This window comes from Pseudomonas sp. TH21 (genome assembly GCF_016651025.1).
GTDB classification, from domain to species: Bacteria; Pseudomonadota; Gammaproteobacteria; order Pseudomonadales; family Pseudomonadaceae; genus Aquipseudomonas; species Aquipseudomonas aylmerensis.
The window spans coordinates 4,996,744-5,011,946 of the sequence record NZ_JAEKEQ010000001.1 but is presented as its reverse complement, the minus strand read 5'-3'; the positions used below and the strand labels follow the sequence as shown (position 1 = coordinate 5,011,946).

Sequence of the window (15,203 nt, the reverse complement as noted above, 5' to 3'; positions counted from 1 at the left end):
TGGAGGTACGTTCGTCTCGACGCTTACATGCTGCCTTCCACATCATCCAGGCTGAACGTCTCGGTGTGGTCGTCATAGGAGAAGATCTCCGCATACCGCCCCCACGCCACTACGCTTTCCAGGGTTTTTTCGACGAATGCTTCGGTCATCGAGTCTTCCAGTTCCTGCTCGAAGCGCACCCGTGGCGCCCGGTGGCCGCTGCGCTCGAGTAAGACTTGATGAATGCGCGCGGCCAGTGGCACGTGCCGGATGAGATGCTCGGCGAACAAGGTCTTGCGTTCCTGGGTGCCGTAGTCGGCGAACAGCTTGCCGGCGTCGGTCAGGGTAATGTCGGCGCCCTTGAGTTCGGCGAAACCCAAATGCTCCAGCATCTCCGCCACCGGGAACAGGTCGTCGACTTCAAGCAAGCGCCGTTCGGCTACGGTGGGCAGGCCGGCGTGGCCGTTGTAGGGCTCGGCGGCCAGGGTTTCGATCAGGCCGGCCATCAGGTTGGTGGAAACTTCCGGCAGCAGGCTGCCCATTTTCAATTCGGGAAGGCCGCGGCTGGCATCGGCGCTGCGCCGGTCGGTCATCAGCGCGTAGATGTCGTCGACCATTTGCCGGAAGGTCGGGTCCAGCCTGTTGCGCGGGTGCGCGAACGGCACCTTAATTTCGGCGACCACCCGGCCGGGGTTGGACGACAGCACCAGGATGCGGTCGCACATCAGCACCGCTTCTTCGATGTTGTGCGTCACGATCAGGATCGACTTGATCGGCAACTGCTTGCCGCTCCACAAATCCAGCAAATCGGTGCGCAGGGTTTCGGCGGTGAGTACGTCCAGGGCCGAGAACGGTTCGTCCATCAACAACAGCGTCGGGTTGACCACCAGCCCGCGCGCAAATCCCACACGCTGGCGCATGCCACCGGACAACTCGCGCGGGTAGGCGTTTTCAAACCCGTCCAGGCCGATCAGGTCGATGGCGGCCAGGGCACGCCGGCGGGTTTCCTTGCGCTCGACTTGCAAGGCTTGCAGGCCGGCTTCGACGTTTTCCAGCACGGTCAGCCAGGGAAACAGCGCAAAGGTCTGAAACACCATGGCCACACCCTCGGCCGGGCCGTTCAGCGGCGCGCCGTTGTAGAGCACTTCGCCCGAGGACGGCTGGATCAGGCCGGCGATGATGCGCAGCAACGTGGATTTGCCGGAGCCTGAGCGACCCAGCATGCCGACAATCTCGCCTTCGTGCAGGCTCAGGTCCACACCGCTGAGGACCTGCAGTTCATCCTTGCCTTTGCCGAACACCCGGTTCACGTTTTTCAGTGAATAGATTTCCGGAGTGTCGGCGGTGTGTACGGTGTCGGTAGTCATCGCAGCGAATCCCATCAATTCAAGCGGAGTTTGTTTTCAGCCATGGCGTACATCGGCCGCCAGACCGCACGGTTGAACGCCACCACAAAGATCGACATCACCACCACGCCCAGCGCGATTTTCGGAAAATCGCCGGCCGCCGTGGTCTGTGCGATGTAGGCGCCCAGGCCGTGGGCAACCACGGTGTCCTTGCCCCAGGACACGTACTCGGAAACGATGCTGGCGTTCCACGCTCCGCCTGACGCGGTAATGGCGCCGGTGACGTAGTACGGGAAGATGCCCGGCAACATCACCTTGCGCCACCACAGCCAGCCGCGAATGCGGAAGTTGGCCGCCGCTTCCTTATAGTCGTTGGGGAAGGCACTGGCGCCGGCGATCACGTTGAACAGGATGTACCACTGGGTGCCGAGCACGATCAGCGGGCTGAGCCAGATGTCCGGATTGAGGTCGTAGTGCAGGATCACAATCACAAACACCGGGAACAGCAGGTTCGCCGGGAAGGCCGCAAGAAACTGCGCCAGTGGCTGGATTTTTTCCGCCAGCGCCGGTCGCAGGCCGATCATTACGCCCAGCGGCACCCAGATCAGCGACGCAATCAGGATCAGCCCCGCGACGCGCAGCAGGGTGATCAGGCCCAGCACAAACACGTGCCCGACTTCGCTGAAGGTCACCTCGGTGCCGACATACCGCACGATGTGGTAGAGCGCATAGGCGGTGAGCACCGCGATCAGTGCGCCCCACACCCAGTCGATCACTTTGGACCGCGTCGCACTGGCCGCCGGCGTTGCCGTGCGCACGCCGCGCGACAGGCTGAAGCGCCTGTTGCCCAGGCGGCTGATAGTGCGGGTCACCGGGCGCAGGATGCGTTGGACCACGCGCGTGCGCTGGACCAGATTGAGCACCCAGGATTGTGGCGCAATGCCCTGTGAGGCGGTGGTCTCCATGCGGAACTTGTCGGCCCAGGCGACCAGCGGCCGGAACAGGAATTGGTCGTAGATCAAAATCACCGCGATCATCGCCAGGATCACATAGCCCACCGCGTGCAGGTCTTTCTGGGCGATGGCCAGTGCCAGGTACGAACCCACGCCCGGCAGGGTGATGGTCTTGTCGCCGACGGTGATCGCCTCGGAGGCCACCACGAAGAACCAGCCGCCGGACATGCTCATCATCATGTTCCAGACCATGCCTGGCATGGCGAAGGGCACGTCGAGTTTCCAGAACTTCTGCCAGCCGGACAGCCGCAGGTTGGTGGATACCTCGACCAGGTCATGGGGCAACATGCGCAAGGACTGGTAGAAGCTGAACGTCATGTTCCAGGCCTGGCTGGTGAAAATCGCAAAGATTGCCGCGAATTCGGCTCCCAGCACGCGGCCGGGGAACAGCAACAGGAAGAACGTCACCGTAAACGAGATGTAACCGAGCACGGGCACCGACTGCAGGATGTCGAGCACCGGTACCAGCAGTTTTTCGGCACGCCGGCTCTTGGCCGCGAGGGTGCCGTAGAGCAGGGTGAAAACCAGTGCCGCGACCATCGCCGCGAGCATGCGCAGGGTGGTGCGCATCGCGTATTCCGGCAGGTTGGCCGGGTCGAGGGAAATCACGTCGCTCTGCAGGGTGGCGATGGGAGCCCACGTCTCCCGGGCGGTGATGGAGAAAAACAGCAAGAAGCCGATCACCAGCGGCAGGGCGACCAGGTCCCAGCGGTTGGGGAGCAAGCGCAACGTGGACGCGGGGATGTAATGACGGAATACTTTTTTCATCGGCCGTTGCTCATAGGCAGTCATTCCAGCAGCGTTCAGGGTCAGAGGGGCGTTATGGGGATGAGCGTAGCTTTTGTACGAACGACTCACCGAGAAGGGGCGGACGCTCTTCTCCGTGAGTCAGGGGCATCGCGACGATGCTGGCGGAATTGTACGTTTCTGAATGTTACAAGCGCATAAATTTGCTGTCAGTTTGCTGTACGAACCGCGACCTGGGCAGCGGCGCCCCGGTCGCGACTCGACGGTTACTCAAAGCGCAGGATCACCCGGCGGTTGTGCTTGCTCTTCTTCTCGATCTTTTCGCAGAACACCCGGCCGATTTCCTCGGTGTTGATCACATGGGTGCCGCCGCACGGCTGGATGTCAATACCGCCAATTTCAATCACCCGTACCGAGCCCTGGATCACCGGCGGTGCGACCGCCTGGGTGCGGGTGATCTGCAGCAGGGTGGCGTATTCCGAAGCGGGCATCGACAGGGTTTTCACCTCGTGGGCCTGGGCGATCAGCGCGTTCAGGTCGCGGGTGAGGGTGTCCTTGTCGAGGGTCATTTCCGGCAGGTCGAAATCCAGTCGGCCCTTGTCGGCACTGATGCTGCAGCCGGTCACCGGCGCGTCGATGAGCGAGCACAGCAGATGCAGGCAGGTGTGCATTTTCATGTGTTGATAGCGGCGTGCCCAATCGATGCCGGCGTCCACCTGTACCCCGGCGATCAATGGGGCCGGGCAGTGCTCCACCTGGTGCCAGATGATCGAGCGCTGCACCGCGTCGCGCACCGTGCCGATGACCTCGACCCGAGTGCCGTCTGCCAGGGTGAAGTGGCCGGTATCGCCCGGTTGCCCGCCGCCCGTTGGATAGAACAGCGTGTGCTCCAGGGCGATGCCGTGTTCGCTGACGGCGATCACCCGCGCGCTGAAGGCGTTCTGGTAGGGCGCGGTGTCAAACAGCGCGAGGGTTTCCATGGTGTGCACGGACATGTTCAACCTCCGACAATCAGTGGGCTGGCTTGCAGCAGGTGGCGCACCATCGCGCTCAAGCCAGGGGGAGAGAGCAGGGTGATTTCAAATTCCGGCCCGCACACTTTGAGGTTCAGCGGCAGGCGCGGCAGTTGATTGCCCGACTCGATGCGGTGCAGGCGAAACTGCAGGTGATGGCGCTCCTTCACCGTGGGTTCGAGCATCAGCCCCGGCAAGGCGTGGAAGTCGGCGTCCAGCACCGTGACCTTGTGGCTGGCATTCACCTCGCCGACCACGTGCAAACGCTCATCGAGGGCGAAGGCGCCGAGGTAGTTGCTGTGGTCCGACTCATCGTTTTTCTGCAGCTGGATCTGGTTGACCACCTTGACCTTGGTACCGGCCGGAACGTCCTGGGTGATCACGCAGGAGGGGCTGATAAACACGTTGTCGCCGATCAGCACATAGCCCAGCACGCGGGCGCCGGAACCGACTTCGACGTTGTTGCCCAGGCGCGGATGGCGCTTGCCATCGGGGTTGTTGGCGATGCCGCGCGCGCCCAGCGTGACGCCGCAGAGGATGTAGCAGTCGTTGCCGATCTCGCAGGTCTCGCCGATCACCGTGCCGTAGCCGTGATCGAGCACGAAGCGTCGGCCGATGCGCGCCGCTGGGTGGATCTCGGCGCCGGAGAGGACCTTGCCCTGGTTGCTCAGCTTGAGGGCGATGCGCGAGAACATGCCGTTCATCTGGTCAGGAAAATTCCACACCAGGTGGGCGAGGCGGTAGTACAACACTGCCTTGAACGAGGCGTAGGATTCCAGGATCAACTCGCCACGCCCGCGCGACGCCGGGTCACGGTAGGCATAGGCGATGAGGTCCTCGGCCACCGCCTGGGCGGCGTTCTGGATCAACGGCGCCAAGTGCGGCTCCAGTTGCTTCATCTGCGCCGGCGTGAGCGTCTTGATGAGGTGGGTGAGTAACTCATCGTGCAACTGTTGCATGTCGATAAAGCCGCCCATGAAGGCACCCCCGTATGCTGGATGGTTGTCGATTATTCGAAACTGGGCAGGTAGCTGTCGGCATTGTCGTAGACCATGGTCAGCACCACCGTTTCGGGCGGCAGTTCGGGGGCGAGCCTGGCGATGGCCACCATGTTCGCGGCAGAGGACAGGCCCAGGCTGATGGCGTCGGTGCGCATGATGCGTTTCATCATGTCGATGCATTCCTGGCGCGATACCTTGAGCATGCCGTCGAGAATGTCCAGGTTGAGGATGCTCGGTATCAGCCCGATCGACAGGCCCTGGATATGGTGCGGCGCGTGCTGGTTTTTCAGCAGGTCGCACTCTTCCGGCTCCACGCCCATCACGCGCATGGCTGGCCACGCGTCCTTCAGGGTTTCGCCGATGCCGGTGATATGGCCGCCGGTGCCGATGCCGCTGACGAAATAGTCCACCCGGCGATCACCGAAGGCGCGGAGGATTTCCCGTGCGGTGGTGTCGCGATGGGTTTGCGGGTTGGCGCCGTTGCGTTGCTGGTTGAGCATCACGAAGCTGGGGTTTTCGAGTTGCAGCTCCATGCACTTTTCGCCGTGGGAATTGTTGCCCAGGCGGCTGTCCGACAGCACCACCTTGGCGCCGTACAGGCGCAGCAGCTTCTGCTTTTCCGGGCTGTAGTTGTCGGGGATCACCAGCACCACTTTGTAGCCGAGCACATTGCCGGCCATCACCAGGCCGATGCCGGTATTGCCGCCGCTGGGCTCGATGATGGTCTGCCCGGAGTCGCGGATCAGTACGCCCCGGCGCTCAGCGTCGAGGATCATGCCCAGGGCGATGCGCGCCTTGTGGCTGCCGCCGGGGTTGAGGGATTCGAGTTTGGCGTAGACCTCGATGCCGAGGTCTTCGGAAAACTGCGCCATGCGCACGATCGGCGTGTGGCCGATGGCGTCGAGGATTGAGTTATGCAGCATCAGGTAGGAGCCCATGGCCGGAGGTCAGTACAAAGGCATGTCGGGTTCGACGTCGCGAACCCAGTGTTTCATGCCGCCTTGCAAGACTTTGGTGTTGGCGAAACCCGCCGCCAGCAGGGTGCTGGCCGCTTGCTCGGCACGGGTGCCGGCGTAGCAGATCAGGTAGTGGGTATTGTCCCGGCTGAGGCTGTCGAGGTGGCCATCCAGTTCGGCCAGGGGGATATGCACCACCCCCGGTAATTTGCATACCTCCAGTTCGCTGGCATCACGCACGTCCAGCAGGACGTCGGCGCTGCGGTGGTGTTCGAGCACCTGCTTGAGCACGCGAGGCTTGATGTAGCGCTCTTCGGCCAGCGACGGTTGGCTCGGCATGGCGTCGGCACAGACCGCGGGCGCCCGGGTTTCAGTGTGGCGCAACTCGGAACAGCAGGGGCAGTCGGCGCGGCGCTTGAAACGGATCTCGCTGAACTTCATCGCCAGCGCATCGAAGCGCATCAAGCGGCCGGACAGCGGCTCGCCGATGCCGATGAGCAATTTGATCGCCTCGGTGGCCTGGATCATCCCGACCACTCCCGGCAGCACGCCGATCACCCCGCCGGCGCTGCAGTTGGGGGCCAGTTCCGCCGGGGGAGCGCTGGGGAACAGGCAGCGATAGCACGGCCCGCCTTGATAGTTGAGCACGCTGATCTGCCCGTCGAAACGGTAGATAGCACCGTATACGAGGGGCTTGCCCAGTTGCACGCAAGCATCGTTGACCAGGTAGCGGGTGTCGAAATTGTCGGTGCCGTCGATCACCAGGTCATAGGCGCCCACCAGTTCCAGGGCGTTGTCGGCCGTCAAGGCGGTATCGTGGGCGTTGATCTGGATATGACGGTTGAGGTCCTGCAGGCGCTGCCTGGCGGATTCGACCTTGGGCATGCCCAGGGTACTGTTGCCGTGCACGATCTGGCGTTGCAGGTTGCTGCTTTCCACCACGTCGAAATCCACCAGGCCCAGGGTGCCGACGCCAGCCGCCGCCAGGTACAGGCTGATGGGCGAGCCCAGGCCGCCGGTGCCGATGATCAGCACCTTGGCTTTTTTCAGGTTCAACTGGCCTTCGCGACCGACGCCGGGCAGGGTGATGTGGCGCACGTAACGCTGTACTTCTTCATTACTCAGGGTGTCGACGTCGATGCCGCCGGACGTGGCGAGCAGCACTTCGATCCTGGCCTTCTCCGGCAACCGGTCATCGGCGCCGATCAGTTCTTCCTCGGCGGTAAACAGGAAGTGTTCCTTGAGCTGGTTGTTGGCTTCGTGAAACAGGTGCGGGCGCAGCTGTGGGTGGCTGCTGCAGAGGTTTTCAATGACTTCGCGCAATGTCGATCCGGTGCCCTCGAGGGTCGATTCCGGCAGCTTGGCCACGCGAACCAGAATGTCGGGGAAAGAGACAGCGTTCATGGACAACTCCGTGTGCAGGTCGTTGAAGGGGTGAGGAGCGAAATGCTGGCCGTCCCAGGCAAACAGCTTGGAGCCCAGGGCCTGGCCCTGGCGGACATCGACCACCAGGTAACTGACCGGGTAGATCGGCTCGCCCATGAACAGGGCCTTGTCCTGGTCCTCGTCGCTGAAATAGGCGCCAACGTCCGGGTGGGAGTGGTAGATCACCACCACCGGGTTGTCGCTGCGAAACGCTTTGTTCATCAGCAGCGTATCGGCCACTGAAAACGTGTAGCCGTTGGCGGCGCTGCGCGCATACATCTCGGGGTTCCTGCGGTGCAGCTCGTTCTGGATATTGCTGCCCAGGTACACGCTGCCATCGGCAAACACGAAGCCACAGCATTCCTCGGGATAGCTGCGGCTGGCGTGGGCGTAGATCTGTTCGAGGGCAAGGGGGCGGAGGACGTCCATGTTTCTCTCGCGTAGTGGTGGGAGGGCCGGGCCGGTCAATTTTTCTTGGCCAGGAGTTTTTCAATCGGCAATTTGGTGATCGCAAAGCCGGCCAGGAGGATGGCCGAGTACAGCATCAGGTCGCGGGAAATCGCCACGCCTTCGTACCAGGCGCCGATGATCACCGCGAATACCGGGAAAATGATGAACACGAACGACAGAATGATCGGGCTCAAGCGCTTGAGCAGCATGAAATACACGATGAAGCCGCCCACCGACGCCACCAGCCCCAGGTAGAACAGTGCGCTCCAGGAGCGCAGGGTGATGGCATCGAAGGTCGGCGCTTCAAAAAACAGGCCGGCCACGAACAGCATCAACCCGGCGATGCCGATGGGCAGGGTGTTGTAGGTGATCACGCTGATGGCGCTGCCTTTCTGCTTGGTAATGACGTAGCACAAGGCATGCATGATCGCGGCGGTCAGAATTGCCAGCACCCCGAAGAACTCGGCGTGGTCCAGGTGCAGGCCCTGGCTCTTGATGATCATGTAGAGGCTGCCGAAACCGATGCCGATGCCGACGACCTGGGAAAAGTAGATGCGCTCGCGCAGGAACAGCGCCGAGAAGATCAGGATAAACACCGGCATGCAGCTGAACAGCAGGGCGGTGAGGCCCGACGACACGTGCATTTCACCGTAGTTGAGCAGGTAGTACGGCACGCTGAAGTACGACAGCGTCACGAACACGAAGAACCAGCGGCTCTCGCGGGGAAACAGGATCGGCTCGCGGCGCACCAGGGCGAAACACAGGAACAGCGGGAAGGCGATCAGGAAGCGCAGGCCGGCGGAGGTCAGCGGCGGCACGCTCTCCACGGCAATCTTGATCCCCAGCCAAGTGGTGCCCCAACTCAGGCACACGATCAGGAACATCACGCTGGTGACCAGTGCGGCCAACCACTGTTTTTGAGTTTTTGTTTTCGCGGTGTTTTCGAGAACGGCGGACATTGGCATCGTTTATTGCTTCCCTGAGCCGAAATTGAACTCTATATTGAGCTTGTAATGAGTTGTAAAATTCGGCGATTGAACCCGTAAAAGCACACTATTAGGGCGAAAGATGGCTGTCAAAACAAATATTGACATGGTGTCAATTATGCGTGAGGGGTTGTCCAACGGGCAGGGCGTGAAGTACAAGCGCCTGTCCGATGTCATGGAACGGGGCATCCTCGAAGGCTTGATTGAACCCGGACGAAAACTGCCGCCCCATCGGGTGCTTTCCGACAATCTCGGGGTGACCATCGGTACCATCAGCCGGGCCTACGGCGAACTGGAACGCCTCGGGCTGGTAGTGGCGCGGGTGGGTGACGGCACATTCGTGCGCAAGCGTGGGATGGAGCGCCAGCGTGATGAAGGCTTTCGCAATTTCAGCGAGGAGCCGCGCCAATACTTCGACATGAGCCGCAACATGCATATTCCGGGGCAGGAAACCGCCTTCCTGGCCCAGAGTTTCCAAACCCTGTCGACCAATGCCAAGTTCCTCCAGGACATCAGCGCCTATACCCCGGATGCCGGCCTGCCGCGTTATCGCGATGCGGGCGCGCAGTGGTTGGTGCAGCGCGATTTTCACCCGATCCCCGAACAGGTTATCTGCGTCAACGGCGGCCAGCATGGCCTGCTCTGCGCGATGATGGCGCTATTGCGCGCTGGTGACACGGTGGTGACCGAACAACTTACTTACCCAGGGCTGATCACCGCCGCGCGCATGCTCGGCGTGCGCTTGATCGGCCTGGAGATGGATGAGGAAGGTGTGCTGCCGAGCGCGCTGGATGAGGTCTGTCGTAATCACCGGGTGTCGGCGCTGTATTGCACGCCGACCATCCAGAACCCGACCACGGCAGTGTTATCGGTGGCGCGGCGCGAAGCGCTGGTGAAGGTGTGCCGCGAACACAATCTGCTGATCCTCGAGGACGAAGCCCACGGCGTCCTGGTGGAAGACCGGCCGCCACCCCTCAGTCATTTCGCCCCTGAACGTACGATTTTGATCAGCAGTTTGAGCAAGGCGGTGTCGGCCGGGCTGCGTGTGGGCTATGTGCATGCGCCACCGGCGCTGGTCAGCCGTATCTCGGCGGCGTTGCGTTCCACCTGTTGGATGGCCACGCCGGTGACCCTGGAGTTGGCCACCCAGTGGATCGAAAACGGCACGGCGGAATACCTGCTGCGCCAGCAGATCAACGAGATCAGCCGGCGCAAGGCGTTGGTGCAGGATTTGTTGGCGGGCCTGCAATACCGCACCCACCTGAACAGCCCGCATTTCTGGATCGAAGTGCCGGAGCCGTGGCGCGCGTCGGAAATCGAGGCGGAGCTCAAGCAGAACAACTACCTGATCGCCACCGCCGAGGCCTTTGCCGTGGGACAGACGGCGGTGCCGCAGTTTATCCGCGCGAGCATCTGCAATACGTCGGGGGATGATCAGCTGTTGCGGGCGGGGTTTGATGCGCTGGCCACCGCGCTGGGGCAGGGCGGCGGGCGCTTTCACCTGTAGATGACGGCGGTCCTTGTGGCGAGCGGGTTTGCCCCGCGTTGGGCCGCCTGGCAGCCCCAAAACCCGTCACTGAGGACCGTCTGATACACCGCATTCATCTTGATGGGGGCTGCTTCGCCGCCCAACGCGGGGCAGGCCCGCTCGCCACAGTCAGCGCCTGCCTGTATTACTTGAAGCGCCGTTCCACGCCCTTCTCCACCAAAATCTTCGCCGAAATCTCTTCCACCGAGAAATGCGTGGAATTGATATGCGCAATGTTTTCGCGGCGGAACAGATTTTCCACTTCGCGCACTTCGAATTCGCACTGGGCATAGCTGGAGTAGCGGCTGTTGGGCTTGCGTTCGTTGCGGATCGCGGTAAGGCGGTCCGGGTCGATGGTCAGGCCAAACAGCTTGTGCGAATGGGCGCGCAGGGCGGTGGGCAACGTCAGGTGCTCCATGTCGTCCTCGGTCAGCGGGTAGTTGGCCGCACGGATACCGAATTGCATGGCCATGTACAGGCAGGTCGGGGTCTTGCCGCAACGCGACACGCCGACCAGGATCAGGTCGGCCTTGTCGTAGTAGTGCGTGCGGGCGCCGTCGTCGTTGTCGAGGGCGAAGTTCACCGCCTCGATACGCTCCATATAGTTGGAGTTATGCCCGATGGAATGGGACTTTCCGACCGAATAGGAGGAATGTTCACTCAACTCCTGCTCCAGTGGCGCCAGGAAGGTCGAGAAGATGTCGATCATGAAACCATTGGAGGTTGCGAGGATCTCACGGATGTCTTGATTGACGATGGTGTCGAAAATGATCGGGCGAAAGCCGTCTTTTTCAGCCGCCAGATTGATTTGTTGTACCATGGCCCGCGCTTTATCCACGCTGTCGATGTAGGGCCGCGTGAATTTGGCGAAGGTAATGTTTTCGAACTGCGCGAGCAGGCTTTGGCCCAGTGTTTCGGCTGTAATGCCGGTGCCGTCGGAGATAAAGAAAGCAGATCGTTTCATTTGAGCCCTGGGCCTTAAGCTGATGGCGAATCTTGGATATGATAGGCGCGATTTTGCCGTCCCGCAGTGGGCCGCATTCTCACTTATTTTCCAGGTCCAGGCCACAAGCGCTGGCGTTAGCTCCTACTGAGCCGCCGGCGTCCTGAGCTTTTCCAACACAGAAAGTGGAGAGATCACCTTGGTAGAGTACGTAGTTTCCCTCGATAAGCTCGGCGTCCATGATGTAGAGCACGTGGGGGGCAAGAACGCATCCCTCGGCGAGATGATCAGTAATCTTGCAGGCGCTGGTGTGTCGGTGCCCGGTGGTTTCGCCACCACGGCCCAGGCTTACCGCGATTTCCTTGAGCTGAGCGGCCTCAACGCTCAGATCCACGCCGCGCTGGACGCTCTGGACGTCGATGACGTCAACGCCCTGGCCAAGACCGGCGCCCAGATCCGCCAGTGGATCATGGACGCCGAGTTCCCCGAGAAGCTCAACGAAGAAATCCGCAGCGCCTTCGCGACGCTCTCGGCCGGCAACCCGGACATGGCGGTTGCCGTGCGCTCCTCGGCCACCGCCGAAGACTTGCCGGACGCCTCCTTCGCCGGCCAGCAGGAAACCTTCCTTAATATCCGTGGCGTGGAAAACGTGATCCGCGCGGCCAAGGAAGTGTTCGCCTCGCTGTTCAACGATCGCGCCATTTCCTACCGCGTGCACCAGGGTTTCGACCACAAGCTGGTGGCCCTGTCTGCTGGCGTGCAGCGCATGGTGCGTTCGGAAACCGGCACCGCCGGCGTGATGTTCACCCTGGATACCGAATCGGGTTTCCGTGACGTGGTGTTCATCACCGGCGCCTACGGCCTGGGCGAAACCGTCGTACAAGGCGCGGTCAACCCCGACGAATTCTACGTACACAAGGGCACCCTCGAAGCGGGTCGCCCGGCCATCCTGCGCCGCAACCTGGGCAGCAAGGCCATCAAGATGATCTACGGCGACGAGGCCAAGGCCGGTCGCTCGGTGAAAACCGTTGAAGTCGACAAGGCCGAGCGCGCGCGCTTCTGCCTGACCGACGCTGAAGTCAGCGAGTTGGCCAAGCAGGCGATGATCATCGAGAAGCACTACAAGTGCCCGATGGACATCGAATGGGCCAAGGACGGTGACGACGGCAAGCTGTACATCGTGCAGGCACGTCCGGAAACCGTGAAAAGCCGCACTTCGGCCAACGTCATGGAACGCTACCTGCTCAAGGAAACCGGCACCGTCCTGGTGGAAGGCCGCGCCATCGGCCAGCGCATCGGCGCCGGCAAGGTGCGGATCATCAAGGACGTGTCCGAGATGGACAAAGTCCAGCCAGGCGACGTGCTGGTGTCCGACATGACCGACCCGGACTGGGAGCCGGTGATGAAGCGTGCCAGCGCCATCGTCACCAACCGTGGCGGGCGTACCTGCCACGCGGCGATCATCGCGCGTGAGCTGGGGATTCCTGCGGTAGTGGGTTGCGGCAACGCGACCCAACTGCTCAAGGACGGCCAGGGCGTGACCGTGTCCTGCGCTGAAGGCGACACCGGTTTCATCTTCGAAGGCGAACTGGGCTTCGACATCAAGCAAAACTCCATCGACGCCATGCCTGACCTGCCGTTCAAGATCATGATGAACGTCGGCAACCCGGACCGCGCCTTCGACTTCGCGCAGTTGCCGAACGCCGGTGTGGGCCTGGCCCGCCTGGAATTCATCATCAACCGCATGATCGGCGTGCACCCCAAGGCCCTGTTGAACTACGACGGCCTGCCGCTGGACATCAAGGAAAGCGTCGACAAGCGCATCGCCGGCTACAACGACCCGGTGGGCTTCTATGTCGAGAAGCTGGTGGAAGGCATCAGCACCCTGGCAGCGGCGTTCTACCCGAAAAAGGTCATCGTGCGGCTCTCGGACTTCAAGTCCAACGAATACGCCAACCTGATCGGTGGCAAGCTCTACGAGCCGGAAGAAGAAAACCCGATGCTGGGTTTCCGTGGCGCCTCGCGTTACATCAGCGAAGCGTTCCGTGACTGCTTCGAACTCGAATGCCGCGCCCTCAAGCGCGTGCGTAACGAGATGGGCCTGACCAACGTCGAGATCATGGTGCCCTTCGTGCGCACCCTGGGCGAGGCGAGCCAGGTGGTGGACCTGCTGGCCGAAAACGGCTTGTCCCGGGGCGAAAACGGCCTGCGCGTCATCATGATGTGCGAATTGCCGTCCAACGCGATCCTGGCCGAAGAGTTCCTGGAATTCTTCGACGGTTTCTCCATCGGTTCCAACGACCTGACCCAGCTGACCCTGGGCCTGGACCGCGACTCCGGGATCATCGCCCACCTGTTCGATGAGCGTAACCCGGCCGTCAAGAAGCTGTTGGCCAACGCCATCCAGGCCTGCAACAAGGCCGGCAAGTACATCGGGATTTGCGGCCAAGGCCCTTCCGATCACCCTGACCTGGCCAAGTGGCTGATGGAGCAGGGCATCGAAAGCGTCTCGTTGAACCCCGATTCCGTGCTGGAAACCTGGTTCTTCCTGGCCGAAGGCCAAGCTTCGGCTTAAGGTCGATACGTCAAAAGTGCCGGTCACCCGTCAAGGGTGACCGGCATTCTTATCTGTGCAGGGCGGAACTCCTTCCGGACGCCGCCCTTTTTTGTGCAAGAGCATTATGCAAAGCAGCAGCAACCTGTTTCCCGTCGCCTTGATCAGCGCTGAACGTCGTGGCGACCTGAGTGAAGATGTGTATCGCCTCAAACCCGGCAACAGCCCCGACGGTACCGTCGAGTTGGCCGTTACCCGTTTGGGCTTGGCCGATGTCCCGGAAAACCGGGGCATCCCGGTCATTTTGTTGCATGGCAGTTTTTCCAATCGGCGCTTCTGGTATTCGCCCAAAGGGATCGGCCTGGGGGCTTACCTGGCGCGCCAGGGATTCGACGTGTGGATCCCGGAAATGCGCGGCCATGGCCTGTCGCGGCGCAATCACGACTACGCCAGGAACCGCGTCGCCGATTACGCGCGTTACGATTTGCCGGCGATTGGTGCGTTTGTGCGCGAACAAAGTGCGCAGATCCCGCATTGGATCGGCCACTCCCTCGGCGGCACGACCCTGGCGGCGGCCCTCGGCGGGCAGCATCTTGGCGCGCCGGCGGTGGCCTCGGTGGCCCTGTTTGGCTGTCAGGTCAGTCGCACCCACTGGCCGTTGAAAATCCCGCCGGTGGAGTGGACCGGCCGCTTGCTGCTCAAGCGGTTTGGTCAACTGTCCGGCTCGCGGCTCAAGCGCGGCCCGGAGGACGAGCCGGCAGGCGTGCTGGTCGAAGCCATGCGTTGGAATGGCCTGTTTGGCCGCTTTGGCGAAGGCAAGCAGGATTGGTGGAAAGGCTTGGCCGACGTTGACGTGCCGCTGCTGGCCGTCAGTGCTGCAGGCGACCACCAGGACCCCGATTGGGCCTGCCGCAAGTTGTTCGAACAAATCGGTTCGCAGCATCGACAGTACCTGTGCCTGGGGCGTCAGCAAGGTTTTACCGGTGATTTCGGGCATGTGGAGATGCTGGTCAGCAAAGCCGCACAAATGGAAGTGTGGCCGCTGGTGGCGCAATGGCTGAAAGATCCGCTGACACCGTTGTTCGGCGCCCCGGCCGAGGTCGCGGCCAGCGTTTGATGCAGTGCTCTGCCAAGGGCGTTTCACTCGTGTGTGGTTGCGGCTAAGATATGACGCGGTAAACGCTTCTGGTCATATTCAGTCGCGCAGTGGCTATTGCGTTGCGGCCAGGCGGATGGGATGTTTCGCACCTGCTTCGGACGTG

Annotated in this window: 11 protein-coding genes; 3 read left to right on the top strand and 8 right to left on the bottom strand. The window is 61.8% G+C overall.

Annotated elements, in window-relative coordinates; translation table 11 throughout:
• Positions 1-23: 23 nt before the first annotated feature.
• The 7 genes from JFU04_RS22030 to JFU04_RS22000 all read right to left on the bottom strand — a co-directional run bounded on the left by JFU04_RS22030 (position 24) and on the right by JFU04_RS22000 (position 8,838).
• Positions 24-1,346: an ABC transporter ATP-binding protein gene (locus JFU04_RS22030; protein WP_106805608.1), complete on the bottom strand. Its 1,323-nt coding sequence runs from the start codon at positions 1,344-1,346 to the stop codon at positions 24-26.
• A 14-nt stretch (positions 1,347-1,360) separates the two neighbouring features.
• Positions 1,361-3,106 carry an ABC transporter permease gene (locus JFU04_RS22025; protein ID WP_065909509.1) on the bottom strand — a complete coding sequence of 582 codons (1,746 nt, stop codon included), beginning with the start codon at positions 3,104-3,106 and terminating at the stop codon, positions 1,361-1,363.
• Positions 3,107-3,351: 245 nt separating this feature from the next.
• Positions 3,352-4,080 carry an alanyl-tRNA editing protein gene (locus JFU04_RS22020; protein ID WP_201145709.1) on the bottom strand — a complete coding sequence of 243 codons (729 nt, stop codon included), beginning with the start codon at positions 4,078-4,080 and terminating at the stop codon, positions 3,352-3,354.
• A 2-nt stretch (positions 4,081-4,082) separates the two neighbouring features.
• The gene (locus JFU04_RS22015) at positions 4,083-5,075 is read right to left on the bottom strand and encodes a serine O-acetyltransferase (RefSeq protein ID WP_120449465.1); all 993 of its coding nucleotides are present in this window, start codon (positions 5,073-5,075) and stop codon (positions 4,083-4,085) included.
• A 32-nt stretch (positions 5,076-5,107) separates the two neighbouring features.
• Entirely contained in the window at positions 5,108-6,022 is a 915-nt protein-coding gene (locus tag JFU04_RS22010) for a PLP-dependent cysteine synthase family protein (RefSeq protein WP_065909869.1), read from the bottom strand.
• A 24-nt stretch (positions 6,023-6,046) separates the two neighbouring features.
• Positions 6,047-7,909, bottom strand: a complete 1,863-nt coding sequence (gene moeB, locus JFU04_RS22005; RefSeq protein ID WP_201145708.1) for a molybdopterin-synthase adenylyltransferase MoeB — start codon at positions 7,907-7,909, stop codon at positions 6,047-6,049.
• Between the two features lie 35 nt (positions 7,910-7,944).
• Positions 7,945-8,838 (bottom strand): DMT family transporter, encoded by an 894-nt coding sequence (locus JFU04_RS22000; RefSeq protein ID WP_162946161.1) that lies wholly within the window; start codon positions 8,836-8,838, stop codon positions 7,945-7,947.
• A 160-nt stretch (positions 8,839-8,998) separates the two neighbouring features.
• On the opposite strand from JFU04_RS22000, the gene JFU04_RS21995 reads away from it, so the two are divergent.
• On the top strand, positions 8,999-10,423 hold the full coding sequence (locus tag JFU04_RS21995; RefSeq protein ID WP_065909519.1) for an aminotransferase-like domain-containing protein: 1,425 nt from the start codon (positions 8,999-9,001) through the stop codon (positions 10,421-10,423).
• A 166-nt stretch (positions 10,424-10,589) separates the two neighbouring features.
• Here the strand turns inward: JFU04_RS21995 and ppsR are convergent, their stop codons facing one another.
• Positions 10,590-11,408 carry a posphoenolpyruvate synthetase regulatory kinase/phosphorylase PpsR gene (gene ppsR, locus JFU04_RS21990; protein ID WP_034128357.1) on the bottom strand — a complete coding sequence of 273 codons (819 nt, stop codon included), beginning with the start codon at positions 11,406-11,408 and terminating at the stop codon, positions 10,590-10,592.
• A gap of 178 nt (positions 11,409-11,586) precedes the next feature.
• On the opposite strand from ppsR, the gene ppsA reads away from it, so the two are divergent.
• Entirely contained in the window at positions 11,587-13,962 is a 2,376-nt protein-coding gene (gene ppsA / locus JFU04_RS21985) for a phosphoenolpyruvate synthase (protein WP_106802940.1), read from the top strand.
• Between the two features lie 106 nt (positions 13,963-14,068).
• A complete protein-coding gene (locus tag JFU04_RS21980; protein ID WP_201145707.1) occupies positions 14,069-15,058 on the top strand; it encodes an alpha/beta fold hydrolase in 990 nt (329 codons plus the stop codon).
• Positions 15,059-15,203 lie beyond the last annotated feature (145 nt).

Coding starts and splice junctions, on each gene's coding strand:
- JFU04_RS22030 (WP_106805608.1), bottom strand. CDS start 1,346: ATGACTACCGACACCGTACACACCGCCGACACTCCGGAAATCTATTCA.
- JFU04_RS22025 (WP_065909509.1), bottom strand. CDS start 3,106: ATGAAAAAAGTATTCCGTCATTACATCCCCGCGTCCACGTTGCGCTTG.
- JFU04_RS22020 (WP_201145709.1), bottom strand. CDS start 4,080: ATGTCCGTGCACACCATGGAAACCCTCGCGCTGTTTGACACCGCGCCC.
- JFU04_RS22015 (WP_120449465.1), bottom strand. CDS start 5,075: ATGGGCGGCTTTATCGACATGCAACAGTTGCACGATGAGTTACTCACC.
- JFU04_RS22010 (WP_065909869.1), bottom strand. CDS start 6,022: ATGCTGCATAACTCAATCCTCGACGCCATCGGCCACACGCCGATCGTG.
- moeB (WP_201145708.1), bottom strand. CDS start 7,909: ATGGACGTCCTCCGCCCCCTTGCCCTCGAACAGATCTACGCCCACGCC.
- JFU04_RS21995 (WP_065909519.1), top strand. CDS start 8,999: ATGGCTGTCAAAACAAATATTGACATGGTGTCAATTATGCGTGAGGGG.
- ppsR (WP_034128357.1), bottom strand. CDS start 11,408: ATGAAACGATCTGCTTTCTTTATCTCCGACGGCACCGGCATTACAGCC.
- JFU04_RS21980 (WP_201145707.1), top strand. CDS start 14,069: ATGCAAAGCAGCAGCAACCTGTTTCCCGTCGCCTTGATCAGCGCTGAA.